Origin of the sequence: Luteibacter sp. 9133 (assembly GCF_000800155.1) — a bacterium.
Taxonomy (GTDB): domain Bacteria; phylum Pseudomonadota; class Gammaproteobacteria; order Xanthomonadales; family Rhodanobacteraceae; genus Luteibacter; species Luteibacter mycovicinus.
The window spans coordinates 4085022-4106562 of record NZ_JUHO01000001.1; the positions used below are offsets into that span (position 1 = coordinate 4085022).

The window sequence follows — 21541 nt, forward strand, 5'->3', positions numbered from 1 at the left end:
GCGTGGCCAGTCGTCCTCTGCGCGTGGTGTTCGCCGGAACACCCGACTTTGCCGTCCCGTGTTTCGAGGCCTGCCGCACTTCCGGCGCCGACGTCGTGGCCGTATACACGCAGCCCGACCGGCCCGCCGGCCGCGGGCGCAAACTCGCCGCCAGTCCGGTCAAGGAAGCGGCGCTCGCCGCCGGGGTCCCGGTCGAACAACCGGAATCGTTCAAGGCCCAGGCCGACCGCGATCGCCTGGCAGCCCACGCACCCGACCTCATGGTCGTGGTCGCTTACGGGCTGATTCTTCCCCGCAAGGTACTGGCGATTCCACGGCTGGGCTGCTGGAACGTCCACGCGTCCCTGCTGCCGCGCTGGCGCGGCGCGGCGCCCATCCAGCGGGCGATCCTGGCCGGCGACGAGGAGTCCGGCGTCGACCTGATGCAGATGGAAGCGGGCCTGGATACGGGTCCCGTACTGATCGAACGGCGCACCCCGATCACCGGCGACGACACGGGCGGCAGTCTGCACGACCGGCTTTCCGCGCTCGGCGCGGACGCGCTGGCCGAAGGCCTTCGTCGCGTCATGAACGGCGAAACCCTTGCCGCCCGTGCGCAGGCGGAAGACGGCGTGGAGTACGCGCACAAGCTCGACAAGGCCGAGGCTCGCCTCGACTTCTCGCTGACGGCGATCGCGCTGGAACGCAAGGTGCGGGCGTTCGATCCATGGCCCGTCGCGGAAGCCGATATCGCGGGCGAACGCCTGCGTATCTGGTCGGCGCGCGCGATCGACGCGGAGACGGCCGGCACCACGCCGGGACAGGTACTGCGCGTCTCGCGCGAGGGCATCGACATCGCCTGCGCCGACGGTGCCCTGCGCCTGCTTGCCGTACAGCGGCCCGGTGGCCGCCGGATCGGCATCGTCGACTACCTCAATGCGCGTCCGGAGCTGAAGCAGGCGGTCTCGTGAGTCGGACGATCTCGGTCCGTGCCCTGGCCGCCGAAGCGCTGGCCGATATCGCCCTGTCAGGGCACTCGCTGCGCGAAGTGGCCGACCGGGCTCTCCCCCGTCTCCCCGATGCCCGTGACCGGGCGCTTCTCACCGCCCTCCTCAATGAAGGTGCGCGCTGGTGGCCCCGGTTCGACGCCGCGCTCGACCGCCTCCTGGCCAAACCCATTCGGCGGAGCGAGCCGGTCATCCACGCGCTGCTGGTGACCGCGCTGGTCCAGCTCGAGATCCTCGAGATGCCGGGTTATGCCGCCGTGGCCGCCACGGTGGAAGCCGTGCGCGAACTACGCCGCCCGCGACTTGCCGGCATGGCCAACGCCGTACTGCGCCGCTGGCAGCGCGAGCGCGAGGCCCTGCTGGCCGACCTCGATGCGACGCCGGCCACGCGGCATGCTCATCCGGCGTGGCTGGCCAAGGCTATCGCGCGCGACTGGCCCGGCCACGCGGAGGCGGTCATGGCCGCGGCCAATCACGAGCCGCCGCTGATGCTGCGCGTGAATCGTCGACGCGCGGGGCGCGACGCGGTCGCCGACCGCTTGCGTGAGGCCGGTCAGGAGATCGCCGCGCACACGTGGCTGGCGGACGGTCTGGTACTCCCCCACAGCACCGATGTGACACGCCTGCCCGGATTCGCCGAAGGCCACTTCGCCGTCCAGGACGGCGCCGCCCAGGTGCCGGCCGACCTGCTCGATCTGGCCAGCGGCCAGCGCGTGCTCGATGCCTGCGCCGCCCCCGGCGGAAAGGCCTGCCACGCGCTGGAACGCTCGGACATCGCCCTCGTCGCCGTGGAATCCGAGGCGCGACGCGCACTGCGCATCACCCAGAATCTGGAACGCCTCGGCCTCGCTGCCGACGTCATCGTCGGCGACGCGGGCGACGTGCGGGCCTGGTGGGATGGCAAACCCTTCGATCGCGTCATGATCGACGCCCCCTGCTCGGCTACCGGCGTCATTCGCCGCCGACCGGACGTACGCCTGCATCGCCGCGCCGCCGACATCGATGCGCTCGTGGCACTACAGAGCCGCATCCTCTCCGCCTGCTGGGAAACCCTGGCACCCGGCGGCACGTTGCTTTACGTCACCTGCTCACTGCTGCGTGCCGAGAACGAGGGTGTGGTCGGTGCCTTCGTCGACGGTCGCGCCGATGCCTCCGTGCTGCCATTGACTCTGCCCGTGGGCCAGGCGGCCGCCATCGGCTGGCAGATCCTGCCCGGCGACGGCGACCTCGACGGCATGTACTACGCCCTGCTGCGCAAACAGGGCTAACCCGGCAGCGTGGCGAGCCTGAGTTCGCGGTAGAACGCTTCGGTCGCGTCGATGAAACGCTCCAGTCCGAACTCGGCCTCCGCATGTGCTCGCGCCGCGAAGCCCATCGCGGGCAGCTGGTCGCGCTCTTCGACCAGCCGGCGCAGGGCGGCGGCGATCGCATGCCGGTCGCGGGCCGGCACGATCCAGCCGTCTTCGCCCTGACGAATGTTTTCGGGCAACCCGGCGTAGTCGCTGACGAGCACGGGCTTCTCCATCGCCATCATTTCGCGGCAGGCGAAGGAAATCGTTTCGACGTCCCAGGACAGGACGAATCCGGCATCGAGCGTCGCCACCAGCGGCCGGACGTCGTCGAGCCGGCCGGCAAAGTGCACCTGCGATGCCACGCCCAGGGCTTCGATACGGCGGCGGTCTTCCGCGTCGGGAAGACCGCCGGCAAGGACGACACGAAGGCGATCGCGCCAGGCCGGTTCCAGCGACGCCAGCGCTTCGACGAGGTCCATCCACCCCTTGTAGCTGGCCGTACCCGCATTGCTGCCAATCAGCAGCGGTGCTTCCGCGGTGGCAGGCGCCAGCCATCCGGCACGAAGCGTCGTATCGGCAGGTCGCGGCGCGAAGCGATCGATGTCGACCCCATTGAAAACGGTGACCACACGGCAGCGCGCATAAGGCGAAGCCATCACCTGCCGGTGCACGTAGTCGCAGACGGCAATGACGCCATCGGTGCCGACGCGGGCCCGCCAGGCGTTTCCGATGCCGGACATCGGCTTGGAGTTGTGCTTGGTGAGCACGATGGCCGGGCGACGGCGCAGTCCACGCACGGCGGCAATGACCAGACGATGGTCGGCGGAGCCATTGACGTGGATGACGTCGAACCGATGCTCAGCCAGATAGGCCGACAACTGCTGGCGCGCGCGGCGCCGTGCCGGCAGCTTGCCCAGGCCGTTCGGATAGGGCTGGTCGAGCACATGCACGCCGGCAAGCGCGCGGGCCTCGCGATTCAGACGGCTACCCGGCGGCGCGGCGACGTGCACCTCATGCCGGCCCGACAGTCCGCGCGCGAGGCTGATCAGGTAAGTCGTATGGCCGCCACCGTCGCCGGCGTGGAAATTGGTAAACAGGAGCTTCATCGCCCGGGCGGGTCCTTACGGAAGCTGAATTGGCGCCGCTCACCCGGAACCGCACGGAGAGGCATCCGCGATCCGTTAAAGTACCATGCCCTCGCGCCGCCCCGGCGGCACGAGCCGGTGACGGCGAGGCCGCCGTGCCGTTCCGATCCCAGCAGGTGCCGAGTGCTCGACAAAACGAATCCGTGGCGCGTGTGGATCCTCTCGCTGCTCATCGCGATCATGCCGCTGTCCTTCGCCTTGCCGGTCAAGGCCAAGGCAATCCCTGCGCTGATCCTGTTTCTGACGGGGCTCTGGGTGCTCGCGACGCGTGCCGACGTCCGTCGCGCCTACCGCCGCGCGGCGCCCGTACTCGTACCCGCCGCCATCGCCTTCGTCTTCTGGGCCGTCAACGTCGGCGCCCACGGGGTGAACTGGCGCGAGTTCGACGTCACGTCGCACATCCTTGCGTTTCTGGTCATCGCGGCGACGTTCGCCCTGCCGCTGCGGACCGCCGCCCTTCGCGTCGGCTTCAGCGGATCGGCGGGCGTTCTGGGCCTGATCTGCGTCGAACAGCATTACATCGAGCATATCGACCGCGCCTACGGCATCAACAACGGCGAATGGGGTGCCATCGAATTCGGCATGTTCATGCTGGTGCTGTCACTCATCGCCATCGTGCAGGCCCTGCGGGGTGAGCTCCGATCGCGCGAACGCGCGATGCATGCGGTCTTCGCCGTCATGGGCTTCTATGGCGCGCTGCTGACGCAGAGCCGCGGCCCCCTGCTTGCGTTTGTCCCCGTCTTCGCGGCACTGATGCTCATCCAGGGTCGCCGGACGGGACGCTGGCGCCAGAGCGTACTGGCCCTGGTCATCGGCGTGGCCGCCGCCGGGCTGGCGGCGACGACGCTGCACGGCGAGATGGTGGAGCGCCTGGCCGCCGTGAAAGACGAAGTAGCCACCTACAGCGAACAGGACGCCACCGGCGCCGTGCGTGAGCGCCTCGAAATGTGGCGCACCGCACGAATGGCCGTGATCGCGCACCCTGTCACCGGCGTCGGCATGAATCAGTTCGGCCCCTTCGCCCGGGCGCGGATCGCCGATGGCGAGGTCAATCCGTCGGTGGTCCGCTATGACCATCCGCACAGCGAGTACCTCGAGTGGGCGGCGACGGGCGGCATCCCGGGCCTGCTGGTCCTCGTGCTGCTCTTCGGTGGTTCGCTGATCTATTTCGGGCGGCATGCGCTGAACCGCGATAACGCCATCGCCATGCCGGCATGCGCCGGATTCTCGACGACGGCCATGTACGCGCTATGCGCCCTCACCGACAATGTCTTCTATCGGGCGATGCCACACTCGTTGTATTTCTTCCTCACGCTGGGACTCGCCGTTTACGTCGGACGCGCGCTCGATCGGCACCGCACCGGCGCAGGAGCGTCCTGAGATGGCCCACATCAACCTCATCGCCTGGGACAACGGTCGCGGGCTCACGCACGATATCCGTCTCTTCGAGAACGCCTTGCGCGAACTCGGTCACCAGGTGACGGTGACGCGGACGCCGCAGCGGAATCATGGATGGCCGTGGCGGGCCTGGGCGCAGCGTGCCGCCATGTTCGGGCGCTGGCTGACCGGCCGCGGTCCGCGGCGCTACGACCTCGGCCTGACGATCGAGCACGTGCACCCGGGCTACCTGCCGATGTCCCGGCGCAATGCGCTCATTCCCCATCCGGAATGGATGAGCAAACGCGACCGCCGCCACCTGCATCGTTTCGACACCATCCTGTGCAAGACCGACAGTGCCATGAAAACGTTCGGCGGGATGGGGCTGCGCACCGCCCACATCGGATTCATCAGCACGGACTGCCGTCGTGAAGGTGTCGCACGCGACCGGGCCTTCCTGCATCTTGCCGGCGGCAGCCGCATGAAGGGTACCGAGCGCCTGCTCGACGTCTGGCGCCGGCACCCGGAGTGGCCGACCCTGCATGTGCTCCAGTCACCGTCGGTGGCCGCACCGGACCGACCGCCGGCCGCACCGAACCTCGATCACCAGGTGACCTTCCTGCCCGACGTGGAATCGATCTACCGCCTGCAGAACGCACACCGTTTCCACCTCTGCCTGTCCGAGGCCGAGGGCTGGGGCCACTACATCGTCGAAGCCATGAGCTGCGGTGCCGTGGTACTGGTCACCGACGGTGCGCCGATGAACGAACTGGTCGACGACACGCGAGGGATGCGCGTCCCCGCGCACGAAAACGGCACGCTCAACGCCGCCACGTTGTGGAAGTTCGACGAAGAGGGGCTCGAAGCATGCGTCGAGCGTATCGTCGGTATGTCCGATGCCGAGGTCGAAGCCCTTGGCCAGGCCGCACGCGACTGGTACGACGCCAATCAGGCCGGGTTCCCCGCGCGTCTGGGGCACGCCCTGGACACGTTGCTCCGGTGAAGCGTTTAGAATTCCTGATCCCTTAACGGTGACGACGCCCTTGTCCAACAGCGCCTATACCCGATCGGAACATGTCCGCGCCCTCTGGCCATGGCTGCCCCTGTGGGCCGCGATGGCGTTGCTCGCGATCTTTTCCCACGGTCCGATGCCGATGTTTTCCACGCGGACGCTCGCGGTCGCCTGGGAAATGTGGGCGCACGGTCACTGGCTGGTGCCGTACATCAACGGTGAGCCGTACAGTGAAAAGGTGCCGCTGCTGTTCTGGATGATCCACGCTGGCTGGGCCGTGTTCGGGGTCAACGATGTGTGGCCGCGCCTCCTCGAGGTCCTATTCGGCGGCACGCAGCTCGTACTGGCCTCCGTTCTGGCCGGGCGCCTCTTTCCGGCGCGCCCGTGGGTGGCCAAGGCCACGCCGTGGCTGCTGATGGGCTTCGCCTACGCCTTTCTGTTCGGCCTGCAGATCATGTACGAGGTGCTCCTCGTCGTCTGGGTACTGGCCGCGCTGCTCACGCTGACCCCGACCGCCACGCGTGCGGAGCCCCGCTGGTGGCTGTTCGGCCTGTTCGTCGGCGCGGGCCTGCTGACCAAGGGGCCGGTGATGGCCCTGCACGTGCTGTTTCCCCTGCTCTTCGGCCCGCTGTGGAACGACTGGGCGCGGCAGAACAAGGCACGCTGGTACGGCTTCGGCGTGCTCGGCCTGCTGCTCGGCTTCGCGATCCTGCTGGCCTGGGCACTGCCGGCCGGGCAGGCCGGTGGCGAGGCTTACCGCCAGCGTCTGTTCTTCACCCAGACCGCTGGCAGGGTGGTCGAAACGCATAACGCCGACCTGCAGAACCACGCCCGTCCCGCCTGGTACTATCTGGTTTTCCTGCCGGTCATCGTGTTCCCGCTCAGCGGCTGGCTGCGCGGGATCGTCGCGCTGCCGACGGCACTGTTCCGCAAACCATGGCGCGCCGGCACCGGTGGGGCGATCGCCTGTGCGGTCGTCGCCCTGGTGCTCCTGCTGATTTCCGCCGCGTTCGCGCATTTCCCGCCGCTGGCCGAGAAGCTGCTGCTGATCCTCGTGATCGCGCCGCTGTTTGTCGCGCTGATGCGACAGCCGCTGGAGACGGGACTGCGTTTCCTGCTGGTCTGGCTGCTGCCGGCGCTGCTGGTCTTTTCACTGGTCACCGGCAAGCAGCTGTACTACCTGCTGCCCGAACTGGCCGGTGTCACGATGCTGGTGGCCGCGTCGGTGGCCGACCTGCGCGAGCGCCACAAGGCGCTGGCCACGAGCTATGCCCTGGGCACCTGGCCGCTCTCGGTCGGCGCCTTCCTGCTCGCCATCGCCTTGTTCGCCATGCCGTCCGTGGTGCCTTCGCGCTTCCCGGACAACATGTGGCTGACCGGCATGGCGCCGTATGCGCGCTTCTTCGGTGTGATCTTCATCGTGCTCGGTGCGCTGTTGCTGCTGCGCGGTCGCGGCGAAATGCGCCGGCTGGCCTTCGCCGGCCTGATCGGCACCGTGTCGCTCAATGCCCTGTTCACGCTGGGCCTCTGGTACCGCTACGACCTGGCGCCCGCCTCCCAGTTCCTGGCGCAGGCCGACGCGGCCGGGCGCCCCATCGGCAATCTGGGCGTCTCGTATAACGGCCAGTACCACTTCGCCGGGCGCCTCATGCACCCGATCGCACGCATCAACGTCGTGCCCGGTATGGCGGCGCCCATGGAAGACGACGAAGACGACGCCGTGCACGACGGTGACAGCCTCGACGACTTCGCGCGCCATCACGCCGACGGCGTCATCATCTCCTACGCCAAGCATCCGCCCGCGGAAGCCTTCCGCTACGCCCGGCTGATCCAGCCGTCGCGCACCGGATGGCTCATGATCTGGGATGCCGGCACGCTGGCCGCGCTGCAATCCGGACGGGCTCCGCCCGAGCCGAAGCAGCCCACCCTGCTCTACCCGCAGGAGTATTGGCGCACACGGACGGCAGTCCGGTGACCGATCCCCTCGTCGAGCGTCTGCGAGCTCAGGTGGGCGGCCCGAGGGACGGGGCGCTGCTGCGCTTCTCCATCGGTAACGCGCTTCTGGGCGACGGGATGTACGACGAGGCCGCCACGTCGTTCCGCGAGGCGCTGGCGTTCGACCGCGACTACTCCGCGGCGTGGAAACTGCTCGGCAAGGCGCTGCTCGCGAAAGACGACGAGACAGGCGCGGCCGACGCATGGCGCGAGGGGGTCGACGCGGCCACGCGTCGCGGCGACATTCAGGCCGGCAAGGAGATGACCGTTTTCCTCAACCGGCTGTCGCGGAAGAGCTGACCTTGTAGGGATCGGGGCGGTCGTGCGCCGTGAACCGCTTGTAGTGCCACTGGTACTGCGGAAAGGCACGTTCCACGCATTGCTCGACGCCACGATTCAGTGCCGCACAGGCGACTTTCAGGTCCGTGCTGTCGATGCCTCCGGGCGCCGGCAGGATGTGGATTCGAAAGCCTTCGCCATCGGCCAGGCGCTCGGCGAAGCTGAAGAGCACCGTCGCGCCGGTGCGAGCCGCAAGACGCGGCAGCAGCACCATCGTCAGCGCATCCACGCCGAAGAAGGGCGCGAACTCGCCCTCGCCTTCGCGCGGTTTCTGGTCGGGCAGGATGCCGACCGTGCCACCGGCACCGAGACGCTTGAACAGCGTGCGCACACCGGCGCCCTCGGCCCGCACCTGCTCCGGCGCCAGCTTGCCCCGCACCTTGCGCAACAAGGCCTCGATGGCCTGAATACGTGGCGGGCGATACAGAATGGCCATGGGCGTCTTGCTGCACAGCCAGTAATTGAGCAGCTCCCAGCAGCCGAGGTGTGGCGCGGCGATGATGGTGCCCTTGCCGAACGCGAGCGCCGCCTCGAACAGCTCGCCGCCGACCACTTCGCGGACCAGGCCGAGCGACCGGTCGGCGCCGGCGCCCCAGATCGCCGCTACCTCCGTGACCGACTTGCCGGACTCTTCCATGGTCTGGACGAGAAGCCGTTCGCGATCCCCTGCAGACAGCTCCGGCCGGGTCAGTCGCAGGTTGACCGCGCTGTAGCGGGCGCTGCGCGACTTCGAGCGCAGCGAACGGCGCCCGATCCAGGCACCTGCGCGATGAACGGTCCGCAGGGACAGCAGGCTGACCAGACGGAGCAGGAGGTAGAGGAGGTAGATATCCGGACGCATCCGGAGAAGTGTAAGGCAAGGCGGCCCGGACCGACTCCGCCGCTGTAAAGCCTCGCGCGCACGCTTTAAGCTTGGCGCCCCCTGGCCGTTAAACCCCTACATGATTGCATTGATTCAGCGTGTCGAATCCGCGCGCGTCGACGTCGACGGGCAGACGGTGGGCGCCATCGGCGCCGGCCTGCTTGTTCTCGTCGCGGTGGAGCCGGGCGACGGCGAGGCCCAGTGCACCCGGATGCTCGAGCGGCTGCTTGGCTACCGTGTGTTCTCCGATGCCGAGGGCAAGATGAACCTGGCGCTGTCGGACACCGGCGGCGGACTGCTGCTCGTCAGCCAGTTCACCCTGGCGGCCGATACCCGCAAGGGCATGCGCCCCAGCTTCACCACCGCGGCGCCGCCGGAAGAAGGCCGGCGCTGGTTCGACCGGCTGGTCGATCTGGCCCGGGTGGCCCACCCGGGGGTGGAAACCGGACGCTTCGGTGCCCATATGAAGGTTCACCTGATCAACGATGGCCCGGTCACCTTCCGTCTGGAGGTGCGCTGAGGCGTCAGTGCGCGGGGCTTCGTCCCCGTCTCCCTCCTCATCGTGGCGCGATCGCCCGGCCTCCAGCGGCCATCTGGCGCGATTCTTGCGTGATCCCGATGAGTCCGATCCACTTGAAAACTGGTCAAAAAATCATCAAATGACTATACTGATCGGTTCCTGTAACCCGCGGCGGTCGGCATGACTAACAAAGCTCACGAGCAGCAGTCTGAAATCAAACAGCTCATCTCCAAGGGCTTGGAGCAGGGCTACCTGACCTACGCGGAAATCAACGACCACCTGCCCGACGACATCGTCGATCCGGAGCAGATCGAAGACATCATGGCGGTGCTCAAGGGCGTCGGCATCGAGGTCCATGATTCCGCGCCCGACACCGACACCATCTCCGATGGCGCCGCCCCCGGCACCAGCACCGACGACGAATCGGCCGCTGAAGAAGCCGTGGCGCTGCTGTCCGCCGTCGACGCCGAGGTGGGCCGCACCACCGACCCCGTCCGCATGTACATGCGCGAGATGGGCACGGTCGAGCTGCTCACCCGCGAAGGCGAAATCGCCATCGCCAAGCGCATCGAAGAAGGCCTCAGCCAGGTCCAGACCGCGCTGGCCAGCTTTCCGCTGACCATCCAGCTGCTGCTCGAGGAATACGATCAGCACGTCGAGGGCAAGCGTCGCCTGAGCGAGATCCTGGCCGGCTTCGCCGACCTCGAGGAAGCCGCCGACCAGGCCAAGGCCGAAGCCGCCGAGGCCGCTGAAGCCGCCGGCGACACCGAAGGCGACGACGACGAGGAAGACGGCGTCGAGGGTGCCGAGGAAGAGGAAGCGGGCCCGACCGGCCCGGATCCCGAGGAAGTGAAGCGCCGCATGGAAGAACTGCGCTCGCTGCACGCCAAGTTCCAGAAGACCGCGCCCAAGGCCGAGATCGCCGACAAGAAGATCGCGAAGATCCGCGAGCAGATGTCGGAAGCCTTCCTCAACCTCAAGCTCCCGTCGGCGCTGATCGACAGCTTCGTGCGCAAGCTGCGCGAAGTGGTCAACGACATCCGTCACCACGAGCGGATCCTCATGGACATCTTCGTCAAGCAGGTGAAGATGCCGCGCGCCGAGTTCCTCAAGAGCTTCCCGTCGAACGAAGGCAACCTCGAGTGGGCCGCGGAGCTGTCGCGCAAGCGTCAGAAGTGGTCGCCGAACATCAAGAACTACCGCGAAGTCATCGACGGCGAACAGGAGAAGCTGGCCGCTATCGAGCGCACGCTGTACCTGCCGCTGACCGACATCAAGGAAATCAATCGCGCGATGTCCGTCGGTGAGGCGAAGGCCCGCCGCGCCAAGAAGGAAATGGTCGAGGCCAACCTGCGTCTCGTCATCTCCATCGCGAAGAAGTACACCAACCGCGGCCTGCAGTTCCTCGACCTCATCCAGGAAGGCAACATCGGCCTGATGAAGGCCGTGGACAAGTTCGAATACCGTCGCGGCTACAAGTTCTCGACGTACGCCACCTGGTGGATCCGTCAGGCCATCACCCGCTCGATCGCCGATCAGGCCCGCACCATCCGTATTCCGGTGCACATGATCGAAACGATCAACAAGCTCAACCGCATCTCCCGCCAGATGCTCCAGCAGTTCGGCCGCGAGCCGACGCCGGAAGAACTGGCCAAGGAAATGGAGATGCCGGAAGACAAGATCCGCAAGGTCCTGAAGATCGCGAAGGAACCGATCTCCATGGAAACCCCGATCGGTGACGACGAAGATTCGCATCTGGGCGACTTCATCGAAGACACCAACGCCAGCTCGCCCATCGAGTCGGCGACGGAAACGGGTCTCATGGAAACCGTGCGCGACGTGCTGGCCGGCCTCACCCCGCGTGAAGCCAAGGTCCTGCGCATGCGCTTCGGCATCGACATGAACACGGATCACACGCTGGAAGAAGTCGGCAAGCAGTTCGACGTCACCCGCGAGCGCATCCGCCAGATAGAAGCCAAGGCCCTGCGCAAGCTGCGTCACCCGAGCCGCTCGGAAACCCTGCGCTCGTTCCTCGATATCGACTGATATCGGGTCACCGGTCGATGCGAAAACGCCCGCTTACGCGGGCGTTTTCTTATGTCTTGCCAGGAACCTGCTCTGGTAGGAGCCAGCCCCGCTGGCGATTGGGAAACCCCTCACCCTTCACCCCTCCCCTCCGCCCGCTCCCGAGTCACCACCCCCGCGCGCAACCCCATCGGCCGAAGCAACTTCGCCACCGTATCCAGCGTCGGACTTTGCTGTCTAATGGCGACATACCCAACTGGGCTTAAGGAAATTGCATATGTCGTATTACCGCCCCGCTTCGATGATCGCTTGCGCCCTGATGGCGACGCTCTCGGCAGAGGCTTATTCAGCGCCTCCGCAAACTGCACCAGCGGCCGCTACCCCCTCGTCCCAGAGCCCCATCGCCAAGGACCTGAAGAGCCTGCCCCTCGCGGACCAGAAGCGGTTCGCCGCCGGTCGCTTCCTTGGCTTCTACACGCTCAACGGGCGCACCACGGGCGACGTATGCCGTGCGGAGGGCGTCGACCTCTCCGCCTACGTGCAGGCGTTCCAGCGCAAGCACGACGCCGAGTACGAGCGGGCCGACAAGATCATGGTGGCATCGGGCTTCTCCACAGCCGAGATGGCAGCCGCGACCGATGCCAACCGTGGCCGGCTCGAGGAGAAGGTTCGCCAGTCGATGCAGGACCTCGCCGGCGCGCTACACAAGACCACGGTGGCCGAGGGCTGCGCCTATATCGCGGCCCACGTGAGCGACGCGGTCGCTGGCCAGTCATTCGCCCAGCAAAACCCCGAGATCGAAGCGGTCCTGATGTCGAACTGACAAGGGCTGTAGGCGAATGGGCATTTCGATGCCCTGCGCCAACCGTTACACTTCGCAGCCGCGTGGGCCTATAGCTCAATGGTTAGAGCAGGGGACTCATAATCCCTTGGTTCCAGGTTCGAGTCCTGGTGGGCCCACCATTTGATTCAGCTGCCCATGGCTGATTCGCCCGGTCGAGGCGCCTCTCGCGGTGCCATCGCCTCGGACTGACGCCGTCCGCTACCTTCGCACCAGGCGCATCGCCTCGAAGCCCCGCTTGCCAGCGAACGGTTCACGGACGAGTACCGCCGAAGGCAATGGCCGCCACGCTACTTCGGTCTGGTAGATAAGAGTCCCTTGGCGGATCGGATGCTGGACCGGCGACGTATGGAGATCGCCATGCGTACGAAGGCGACGGACTGCTGTCAGGACTTGACCTGTCGGTCGCGATCCCTCCTTGCGCGGAAATCCGCCAAAGGCAAGCCGCTCTGTCCGATATCTTCGATTTCGTGCTCCTGAAAGAGAACGATCGTGTCGTCATGGGGCTTGCCCATAACGTCGAACAGCAGGTCGGCAATGCCTTTGTAAACGGCCGCCTTCTGCTCCTGAGTGGTTTTTTCTGCGCCAGGACGTGTGCCCTCACGGGTCACGAGAATGTTCACGATCGGCATTACGACTCTCCCGAATAAAGGGGACGCCAAACGCCCCCATGGTTTGCTCAGCGACCGGCGATCAGGCCACCGTCGACATGAAGGATTTCGCCTGTCGAGAAGGCGGCGTCTTCGAGGTAAAGCACCGCACGGACGATGTCTTCGACTTCGCCCAGCTTGTTCATCGGGTGGAATGCGGCCAGCTCATCGACAAGCTTCGGATCGTGCATGGGTGTACGGATGACTCCGGGCGCCACGGCGTTCACCCGAATGCCGCGCGTCGCGTACTCGATAGCGAGGCTCTTCGTGGCGGAGTTCATTCCGCCTTTGGTAAGCATGGCGATGAAGGCGGGCCCCCGGGAGCTGGCGAATTCGGCCGTTGACGCCGTGATCTGGACCAGATGGCCGCTGCCCTGTTTCAGCATCACGGGGACGACCTGCTGGGTAGTGAAGAAAAACCCGTCGAGATTGGTCTTCAGCTTCAGCCGATAATCTTCTTCGGTGTAATCGACGAACGGCTTACCGATGAAGATCCCGGCGTTGTTCACGAGGGTGTCGATGCGACCGAACGTGTCCACCGCAGCGGCAACGAGGCGCCTTGCGGTCTCCGGATCGCCGATGTCACCCGCCACGGTGAGAAGGTCCGGATCGGTCGAGGGCTTGATGGAGCGGGACGTGGCCACCACGGCGTAGCCGCGTGCTCGAAATCCTCTGACGATGCCTTCGCCGATACCCTGCGACGCGCCGGTGACGATGGCTACTTTCTTGGTGTTTGACATGGCTGTGGTCCGTTCTGCTTGCGGGATGGGCAGAACTTAAGGCACTGTCGCCCCTTCGAAAATTAGCTATCTTCGATCAATGACTGAGCAAAAACGCACAGACCTGGATTGGCAGGATGTCCGGGTCTTCGTGGCCCTGGCGCGGCAGGGCAGTCTCTCCGCAACGGCTCGGATGCTTTCGGTCAATCACGCGACCGTTGCGCGCAGGGTGCAGTCGCTGGAACAGGCGCTGGGCGAAAAGCTCGTCGAGCGGCGACCGGAAGGCTACGTGCTTACGGCGGCTGGGACGCAGGCGCTTATGGCGGCCAGCGACATGGAGCAGGCAGCGCAAACCCTCAGGCGAGGCGTGGCCGACGGGTCGCCGAGCGGGCTGGTCCGGATCAGCTCGTCACCAGGCTTGTCAGCCGGCTTTCTGGCCTCGCGCCTTGCCCCTTTGGCGTTGCGATATCCACAGCTCGATATCGATCTTGCCCATACCCTGCGGTCAGTCAGCCTTGAACGGCACGAGGCGGATATCGCCATCCGGGTCGACAAACCCAAGGACGGTGACATCGTCGCGCGCCCGCTGGCCACCATGGGTTACGCGTTCTATGGGACCGAAGAGACATGTCGCTCAGTCGAAGCCGGCGGCGAGCCGGTGTTGATTGGCTTCAACGAAGCGGACGGGTATATCACCCAGGCCGCATGGATGTCGCAGCGCTTCCCCCGGGCGCGGGTGGCGTTCCGCGCGAAAGACCAGTTCCTGCAATCGATCGCTGCACAGGCGGGCGTGGGCCTGGCGCTCATCCCGCACTACATCGGCCGCAGTACACCGCTGCTCCGTATCTGCGATCTCGGATCGGTACCGGCTGCCAGGGACGTGTATCTTCTGACCCGCAGCCGCGACCGCAAGGACGCGTCGATTCGAGTCATCGCCGACGAGATCGTCAGCATGTTCGAGCAGGCGCGCGATCTTTTTCGGTAATTGAAGATTGGAATCGACTGCGCTCGTGGCCACATGTCAGGCTTAGGTATGTCGTCTCCCCCGTTGATTAGCACCAACCATACCAGGGGCAGCCGGATCGTTTTGTTGCCTGAATTCGGCGGACGTCAGCCCGCCACGACTGTCGTGTGGGATCTCGCGTTTGTAGTCAGCTAGCCATAGCTGTCCCTGCTCTCGCACTTCCGTCAGGTTCCGAAAGACGTGCATATCGAGTGCGCCCCGCCGAAGGCTGCCGTTGAAACGCTCGATGAAGCCGCGCTGCATCGGTCTACCGGGCTCGATGACATCCAGGAAGATCCCTTAGATCCTTTGGCGGCGAGCGTAGTTGTTCACCTCTGCTCCGAAGGCTTCCGAGCGACCCGGACTGCGGTCACCTGCGCGCGATGGCGTCACCGGTTTGGCAAATCGGCCTTCCAACCGCTAAGGTCACGTATAACAACAAGCCTAAGAGTTGCGAATCCTGACTGTGGCATTTCACTCAGCTCGGCGGATCAACTCAATCTGCCGGTAATTCAGCTCAAGGACGCGCCGCCGAAGCTGAGAGGCAAGAGGCTCCGACTGCGCGCTCGACGCCGCAAGGAAGAAAAGATCGTCTTGCATGCGATTCAACTCGAGCGATAGCAGCGAAGTGGGCCCCTGAACTAAACGATGATCGTCACCCACGCCATCCTCATCCAACAACCTCTGGGTTGCCAAGTCGAGCGTATCAAGCTGGACCTGCGTCGCCGCCACGATCGACCTAATGTCTTTCGCGTGAATGAAGTCGAGCAAGCTACAGCAAATGTCCACAGCATCGAGCGCCGCCGAGGTATAGAACGAATCATAATCCTCCGAATCCGGCATGACCTTCTCACACTCATTACTGGTCAGGAAGGCCGGCTCACCCCACCGGCCATCCTCCATGGTCTTCCAGCATGCCGCCAATGAAGCCATCACTTCGCCCATGCCAGCATGATTCGTCTCCGCCTGGAACGCGTAGAACATGGGTAACGCACGCTCCAGCAGACAGATCCCGAAGCCAAGTCGCTCCAGATCGCTAAGCTCGATCAATTTCTCTTCAAACTGCGCAATATCGTAGTCCATCACACTTCTAAGGCGGGTTTCATTATTTAAGGGGTGACAGCGTATCGATGCCCTCACGATCTAGAGTTTGCACGCATGATGTGCAAATAAGGCGGCTGGCAGCCGTACCCGTTGGAGTCAGTCCCATTTCCCTTGCCGCGTTCACGCCATTGACTTCAGCATGCATCCTCGGAACGCTTTTTCCGTAAACCTGCCCCTGTCGACCCACCGTAAACTTACGCCAGACATAAACCGAGGTCTCCGGGCGAAATATCCCCAAGGAGACCTACGAAGCGCAAAAGCAAATTCACCGAGAGCCAGATCGTTGCGACGCTAAAGCAGGTCGAAGGCGGCAGGCAGGTCAAGGACATGTGCCGGGAGCTGGGCATTTCCGAGGCGACCTATTACACCTGGAAATCGAAGTAGGGCGGCATGAAAGCGTCGGACGTTCATCGCCTGCGCGACCTGGAAGCAGAGGACAACAAGCTCAAACGCATGTACGCAGATTTGGCGATAGAGAACCACGGGCTTAAGGATCTCATTGCAAAAAAGCTGTAGACCCGGCGCATAAGCGCCCGCTCATCTCCTGGTCTGTCGAACACCATGGATGGAACGAGCGCCGGGCATGTGAGGCACTGGGCTTCTCGCGATCCACGCTGCGCTACAAGGCTCGCCCCGATCGGGATGAGCCCGTCATCGCTCTCTTGGCTGAGCTGGCTGAGCGATTCCCCGAGCGCGGCTTCGACAAGCTGTTCCAGATCATCCGTCGGCGTGGTCTGCCGTGGAACCACAAGAGGGTCTGGCGCGTGTATTGCCAGATGCAGTTGAATCACCGCCGACGCGGCAAGAGGCGTGTTCCGACGCGCCACCCGCTACCGTTGGTCGCTGGCGAAGCGATCAATGGCAGCTGGTCGGTCGACTTCATGTCTGACGCGCTCTGGGACGGTCACCGGTTCCGCACGTTCAATGTCATTGATGACTTCAACCGCGAAGCATTCGCCGTGGAAATCGATCTCAATTTGCCTGCATCGCGCGTTGTTCGCACCCGAGGTTTCGCGATTCGTGCGCGTGCCGAAGCATCGGAAGACGTGCCCATGCACGTTCGCCCATGCCACTCACTCGATCGAGGGGGACGGCGCCGTTTTGAGACCTCTTTCCCCCGCACGATGCTCAGTTCACAAGTCGAGAAGCAACTGACGATGAGTCCACAACAACGGAAACCCTGGTGACGCTACTTTTAGAGTCCACCCAAACCGATACCCTAACGCTTCCAGGCGATACTTCCTGATCAAGCACTCGATCGATTTCGGCAGTAGCTATTGCGATGATGCCATTGGGCACAAGCAACGAATGACTGGCCACCAATTCGAGACCTTTGGTTGGCGCCACTTCTGACAAAGACACTTCAACATCACCATCCATGTAGGGCCTTACCGCAACCGAAATGCATGATTCTGTTGCCGAGACTATTTCGTCGTCTTCATATTCCGGAACGATCGCATCTTTGTTCCTTGGATCTACGATGAAAATAATGCCATGTTCCGCACTGATCACAACGCTCTTCATTCCTGATTCCTTAATTTCTGCTGTCTAACTTCTCCACCCTGACGGCGCATGCAGCTCATGCAGTGTGGATAAAACTCAGTGGCCTTTCCCAACGATTGCGGCGGTTGATGGTCAACGACCGCATTTCCAGATGTGGTCCCAGAATCCTTGGTACCACACGTGTCGAACTGCCCGCGGCCAGACCCATGGGGTCGCTTTGGACATAGCGCCCGTCGAGGGCTCGTAATAGCGATGCCCGTTGTAGACCAGCCCGCTTTCGGCATCGGCATACTGCCCCGCGAATCGAAGGTTGAGCGTCAGCGTACCGATCGGCGATGCCTCGTCAAACGCGTTCGACTGCAACGGCCACGACCACACCAACTGACCCGTCGCGTTGGTCACCGCGCGCGGGGCGTCAGAGCCGTCCGCATACATGAAAGATACCCACCTATCGATGGTGGCCTTAACCCGCCAGCGGGACCGTTTTCGCATGTATGCCACCGAAGGCGACCTAGAGCAGCTCCGCGAACGGCTGGGCCTGGACCGGCTCAAGGCCAATGCGCTGGAGGAAGGCCGTTTCAACGCCAAGCCCACCGCGCTGGAGCGCTTCCGGGGGCCTTGGCGAACTCGATCAGGCGGTGCGTGCCAAAATCGAACGGCTGCGCCATGTCATCGTCGCGCGGCACCCTGGGCTGGGCCAAAAACCCCGCCTATCCATGGGCTCGAATGACCACCCGGGAAAAGGCCCTATCGCTCTACAGCCAAGGCCTGCGCTGCTCGGCTATAGCCCGGTAACTTGGGGTGAGTCGGCAACGGGTCGGCTACATCGTGGCGCACGATGCGGCAGCGGGAGGCACCCCCATGGCACGCGTGGTTGAGCGGCGCCGTGCCGTCACCGCACGGCACCCGGCCGGGGTTACGGCCGCACAACTGGCGAGCCAATGGGGCGTCAGCATGGCATCGATCAGACGGGATCTTCGGGCGACCCGGCGCGCGTTCGGCTGACCCCATAGCCCAGACGTTCCATCACCTCTGCCACCGCAGCGGTGATGGCCTCTGGACCCACGCCAGCATCGACAGCAACCTGCAGCGTCAACTCCACGCCGATTGCAGTGCCGAGCACAGAGCGCTGCGGCCGGCGAGCGCCGATGAAAGCGGAAGCACCAAGCCGAGGCGGTAAACGGGAACCTGGAACCAAAGTCGATCGATACGCGAAAGCCGGATGAAAACCGACGGATGATTGAGCAGATCGACAGCAGCGGACGCCGGGCGGTTCGCGCGGCTGGTTATCCAGCACCCGCATCCAACACCTGGAGTTGTTGATCAATCGATACTGTCCCAGGAGCGTCCCAGCAGTAAGGTTTTTCTAGTGTGTCCGCGCGACGCTCTGCGCTGGCAGGATCTTCCAACTGTTGATCTCGCGCGCCAAAGCTGGATCCCTGCGAAGCTCGTCTAACAGCTCGGCAATCTTTGCGTCCTTCCCTCGCCGCCGACGAAGTGGGTTCAAAAGTAACACGCGATGGGGCAGCTCTTGATTTCGGATCAACTCAATCAGTTCTCCCAGTCGGTTGGGAGGACAACTTGCGGCGACTGCGGCAGCTAGGCCCATTTCGAAGTCACCCCCGTCTTGCGCCATTCGGTTTCGTTCATGCACATACAACGCACGGAGGTCGTCCCAATAATCTTTCGCTTCTTGAGTTGCCAGCGCGCGTGCGATCGATTCGAGAGTCGCTTCCGAATATTGAGTGTGCAAGTGCCGAGCCAGAATGGGAATTGCCGCGGTATATTCTTTCGTTGGAATCATGGGCAGAAGGTTGACCATATCCACTTTGACGCCAACCGCCAAAAGCTCCGATAGGAGAGCGCGTTGCTCATTTTTTCCGCGAGTCATCCGCTCTTGCACTTTTGCTTCGAGATCAGCTTTCTTTCTCTTTCCATCTTCAGTCAACATAGGTGATCCGAGTATCAGTTCATTGGCAACCGGAAGTGATTGACTGTCCCCGCATCGATCAGTTCCTAGAGAGGCTGTGTGATCTTAGTGCTCTCGTTGGTATAAAGATTGAACGGAACTTCACGACTTGCGGCTATCTGAATATAGTCACGCAGCTGCTCGGTCAATCCCTGAGTTGCAACATTCTTCACCTCGCTTAGCGGTCGGCCCGGAATGAAGCCATCCGGAATCCGCATCCGCCCATTGACATTGACGGCGACCTTATCGCCGATGTCCACCATTTTGCGCACCGCCTCTTCACCCCTGCGGCCCTTAGAGGCGATCTGAGCCATGCGCTCGCCGGCATTAAGAGCACGACTGGCACCGCGTAACTCGCCACGAGGCGTGTGGCGAGCGTGTGGCGAGTTGAGCCCGAAGGAGATACTCGACGTGAAATAGGAAGGAGGGCGGCAGCCCCCTCCGGAACGCCGCGCGGAACGGGGATGCGGTAGTCCCGAGCGATTTGCGAGTCTTTGCGCTGTTCCGCGGCTTCGACGATGTTCCACAGCAAGGCCGGGTCCGTCGCCCACGCTGGGGATCCCGCTGGCGCGATGGTGTTGGCAAAGATGACCCTGTCGACATGTCGGCGCGGCCGGTAATCGCGCCAGCGTTTGGCGCGGTCGTCGAAGAGTCGCAAGCGCATGCGGTAGGCCGCACCCGACACAGCGGAGTGGCGCCGAGAGCGCGAATGGACGGAAAGATGGGGGCGAGCGTGATGCATGCGGCTTCCTTGTGCTTATGATGATGGGAATATTTCTTCAGCGCAGACGGTCGAACAATCTGAAGGGCGCTGGCGCGCTGCGACGGAAAGAGCACGCCGCCTCGCATGTCCATTCAAGCATCGGGGCCGAAAACGTCAATTGCACAAATCCGGCGAATCACGGAATTTGTGAGGCCAAACCATTGCGCGAATCGATGTCCAAACGGTGTCCGCCCGGAGGCGTTGGTGCAGGCCGACAGACGCGTGAGCGGGCCTGCGGGTGTCGCAAGAACGTACAACCCGTAGGGGTTGTCCCCAAAGGGCGCGTTGTTCGGAGAACAAGTAGACGCGCACTGCACCACGTAAATCGTCCTACTCTGCGTCGACTCCGCTTATGCCAAATCTACTTAAGAAGACTGGCGGTTGCAGTTGCTGACGAAACCAAGGATGGCGCAAGCATGCGGGAACGCAACGGCATCGCCCCGTCACCGCTCGCGCCAACTGCGGTCCGTATGCCTCGAAAAGGAAGCGGCCAGGCCATGACATGCGCGTGCTTCCCCTCGCTGCTCCCGGCGTGGGCGTATTAAGAGTGGCTCTTTCGCGCGTCCTGGGCACACTGGAACTGCTGAATGTGGCAACGACACTGAACGGTCAGGAACGCTATCAGACTATTTGACAGCGACGTGTACTACGAAGTGTTCAGCCGAGCGCCTCGCCTGTCGTCGGTCACGCCATCACAAGCCATGGCCCCGGTGATGCCCTCGGGTTCTTTGCACCGGCAACGAGTTGCCGATACTTCGCCGAGTCACGACCGCCCGGCGTGGTGCCCTTATGGCGGGGATCGTCGACAAGGTGTCGCCCTAGGCAGCGTGTTGGCCACCTTGCTCGTGGCCTGTGCAACCCCAGCCCGCGGCGCCGTGTCGCCGTGTCGCCCCGCCCAGGCGGTTCAACGAGCGCAATCCCCAACCTGGACTACCCGATGACTTCAGCAGCATCGAGCCCGGCCTTGTACTCGCTCACACTGGTTGACCAGGGATCTCGAAGAGAGTTACCGCATATTCGAAAATGCTCGCTGGAATCGCCCTACCTACGCAACGGTGAACGGTTCCTACCTTGACCATCAATTTTCAACCGATGATTGGGGCGCCCCAGCCGTCGTAACTCACCTGGAAGAGCGCGGCAATGCACGTCATGAATCCCGACACCGAAAGAATGACTTGCTGCTCGACCGACATAGAAATCGTCGCGACAACGCGGTAGTCGCCGCCGCTCGATGTCAGCATCGTCGTGGCATATTGATAGTCACTCAAGAATCCGGCTACGGCCGACGCTTGGGCTTCGTCTTCCGAGACGAAGACGAAATCGACTGATCGATGGCGAGCAAACACGTCGCCCTGTCGGTCACGAAGCCGCAGCAAATCGATATCCGCTTGGGCGTTGGATGCCAAGTCTTTCACGATGCTCATCGCACACCCCTA

20 protein-coding genes, 1 tRNA gene and 2 pseudogenes are annotated in these 21541 nt (G+C 63.9%); 12 read left to right on the plus strand and 11 right to left on the minus strand.

Annotated features, from left to right (window positions below; translation table 11 throughout):
* Positions 1-2 precede the first annotated feature (2 nt).
* Entirely contained in the window at positions 3-950 is a 948-nt protein-coding gene (fmt, locus tag FA87_RS17855) for a methionyl-tRNA formyltransferase (RefSeq protein WP_197062442.1), read from the plus strand.
* Positions 947-2254 (plus strand): 16S rRNA (cytosine(967)-C(5))-methyltransferase RsmB, encoded by a 1308-nt coding sequence (gene rsmB / locus FA87_RS17860; protein WP_239709132.1) that lies wholly within the window; start codon positions 947-949, stop codon positions 2252-2254. The genes fmt and rsmB overlap by 4 nt, the downstream gene beginning before the upstream one ends.
* Here the strand turns inward: rsmB and FA87_RS20860 are convergent.
* Positions 2251-3384, minus strand: coding sequence for a glycosyltransferase family 4 protein (locus FA87_RS20860; RefSeq protein WP_036109483.1), 1134 nt, complete (start codon positions 3382-3384; stop codon positions 2251-2253). The genes rsmB and FA87_RS20860 overlap by 4 nt on opposite strands.
* Positions 3385-3546: 162 nt before the next feature.
* Between FA87_RS20860 and FA87_RS20865 the strand changes: the two genes are divergently transcribed.
* From FA87_RS20865 to FA87_RS17885, 4 genes are read left to right on the plus strand one after another with little or no spacing between them, the layout of a single operon-like run.
* Complete coding sequence (locus FA87_RS20865) at positions 3547-4803, plus strand: O-antigen ligase family protein (RefSeq protein ID WP_052191428.1); 1257 nt, start codon at positions 3547-3549, stop codon at positions 4801-4803.
* Position 4804: 1 nt separating this feature from the next.
* A complete protein-coding gene (locus tag FA87_RS17875) occupies positions 4805-5803 on the plus strand; it encodes a glycosyltransferase (protein WP_036109480.1) in 999 nt (332 codons plus the stop codon).
* Positions 5804-5843: 40 nt separating this feature from the next.
* The gene (locus tag FA87_RS17880) at positions 5844-7787 is read left to right on the plus strand and encodes a glycosyltransferase family 39 protein (protein ID WP_036109477.1); all 1944 of its coding nucleotides are present in this window, start codon (positions 5844-5846) and stop codon (positions 7785-7787) included.
* Positions 7784-8107: a tetratricopeptide repeat protein gene (locus FA87_RS17885; RefSeq protein WP_036116966.1), complete on the plus strand. Its 324-nt coding sequence runs from the start codon at positions 7784-7786 to the stop codon at positions 8105-8107. Before FA87_RS17880 ends, FA87_RS17885 begins: the two co-directional genes overlap by 4 nt.
* On the opposite strand, the gene FA87_RS17890 is transcribed toward FA87_RS17885, so the two are convergent.
* A complete protein-coding gene (locus FA87_RS17890; RefSeq protein ID WP_043696443.1) occupies positions 8082-8987 on the minus strand; it encodes a lipid A biosynthesis acyltransferase in 906 nt (301 codons plus the stop codon). The genes FA87_RS17885 and FA87_RS17890 overlap by 26 nt on opposite strands.
* A 100-nt stretch (positions 8988-9087) precedes the next feature.
* Here FA87_RS17890 and dtd point away from each other — a divergent pair, with 100 nt between their 5' ends.
* The 4 genes from dtd (at position 9088) to FA87_RS17910 (ending at position 12516) form a co-directional block, all read left to right on the plus strand.
* Positions 9088-9528, plus strand: coding sequence for a D-aminoacyl-tRNA deacylase (gene dtd, locus FA87_RS17895; protein WP_036109472.1), 441 nt, complete (start codon positions 9088-9090; stop codon positions 9526-9528).
* Between the two features lie 180 nt (positions 9529-9708).
* Positions 9709-11574, plus strand: coding sequence for an RNA polymerase sigma factor RpoD (gene rpoD / locus FA87_RS17900; RefSeq protein WP_043696446.1), 1866 nt, complete (start codon positions 9709-9711; stop codon positions 11572-11574).
* A gap of 256 nt (positions 11575-11830) precedes the next feature.
* Positions 11831-12376, plus strand: coding sequence for a hypothetical protein (locus FA87_RS17905; RefSeq protein WP_043696449.1), 546 nt, complete (start codon positions 11831-11833; stop codon positions 12374-12376).
* A 64-nt stretch (positions 12377-12440) separates the two neighbouring features.
* Positions 12441-12516, plus strand: a tRNA-Ile gene (locus tag FA87_RS17910).
* A 264-nt stretch (positions 12517-12780) separates the two neighbouring features.
* Here the strand turns inward: FA87_RS17910 and FA87_RS17915 are convergent.
* Both FA87_RS17915 and FA87_RS17920 read right to left on the minus strand, forming a co-directional pair.
* The gene (locus tag FA87_RS17915) at positions 12781-13026 is read right to left on the minus strand and encodes a tautomerase family protein (protein ID WP_043696452.1); all 246 of its coding nucleotides are present in this window, start codon (positions 13024-13026) and stop codon (positions 12781-12783) included.
* Positions 13027-13073: 47 nt separating this feature from the next.
* Entirely contained in the window at positions 13074-13784 is a 711-nt protein-coding gene (locus FA87_RS17920) for an SDR family oxidoreductase (RefSeq protein ID WP_036109460.1), read from the minus strand.
* Between the two features lie 79 nt (positions 13785-13863).
* On the opposite strand from FA87_RS17920, the gene FA87_RS17925 reads away from it, so the two are divergent.
* Positions 13864-14748 (plus strand): LysR family transcriptional regulator, encoded by an 885-nt coding sequence (locus FA87_RS17925; RefSeq protein ID WP_043696456.1) that lies wholly within the window; start codon positions 13864-13866, stop codon positions 14746-14748.
* Between the two features lie 42 nt (positions 14749-14790).
* Here the strand turns inward: FA87_RS17925 and FA87_RS20480 are convergent.
* Positions 14791-15099 (minus strand): annotated as a pseudogene (locus FA87_RS20480) (transposase); the annotation flags it as partial.
* A 141-nt stretch (positions 15100-15240) separates the two neighbouring features.
* Positions 15241-15849 (minus strand): DUF416 family protein, encoded by a 609-nt coding sequence (locus tag FA87_RS17930; RefSeq protein WP_036109455.1) that lies wholly within the window; start codon positions 15847-15849, stop codon positions 15241-15243.
* A gap of 249 nt (positions 15850-16098) precedes the next feature.
* On the opposite strand from FA87_RS17930, the pseudogene FA87_RS20485 reads away from it, so the two are divergent.
* A pseudogene (locus FA87_RS20485) lies at positions 16099-16874 on the plus strand (transposase); the annotation flags it as partial.
* Positions 16875-16998: 124 nt separating this feature from the next.
* Here FA87_RS20485 and FA87_RS20870 read toward each other — a convergent pair.
* From FA87_RS20870 to FA87_RS17960, 5 genes are all read right to left on the minus strand, one after another.
* Positions 16999-17394 (minus strand): hypothetical protein, encoded by a 396-nt coding sequence (locus FA87_RS20870; RefSeq protein ID WP_156108669.1) that lies wholly within the window; start codon positions 17392-17394, stop codon positions 16999-17001.
* A gap of 111 nt (positions 17395-17505) precedes the next feature.
* Positions 17506-17808 (minus strand): RHS repeat-associated core domain-containing protein, encoded by a 303-nt coding sequence (locus FA87_RS21340; protein WP_036109452.1) that lies wholly within the window; start codon positions 17806-17808, stop codon positions 17506-17508.
* A gap of 931 nt (positions 17809-18739) precedes the next feature.
* Positions 18740-19324, minus strand: coding sequence for a hypothetical protein (locus tag FA87_RS17950; RefSeq protein WP_043696459.1), 585 nt, complete (start codon positions 19322-19324; stop codon positions 18740-18742).
* Positions 19325-19389: 65 nt separating this feature from the next.
* The gene (locus FA87_RS17955; RefSeq protein WP_043696462.1) at positions 19390-19656 is read right to left on the minus strand and encodes a putative toxin; all 267 of its coding nucleotides are present in this window, start codon (positions 19654-19656) and stop codon (positions 19390-19392) included.
* 1534 nt (positions 19657-21190) lie between these two features.
* Positions 21191-21529 carry a ribonuclease E inhibitor RraB gene (locus tag FA87_RS17960; RefSeq protein WP_036109448.1) on the minus strand — a complete coding sequence of 113 codons (339 nt, stop codon included), beginning with the start codon at positions 21527-21529 and terminating at the stop codon, positions 21191-21193.
* Positions 21530-21541 lie beyond the last annotated feature (12 nt).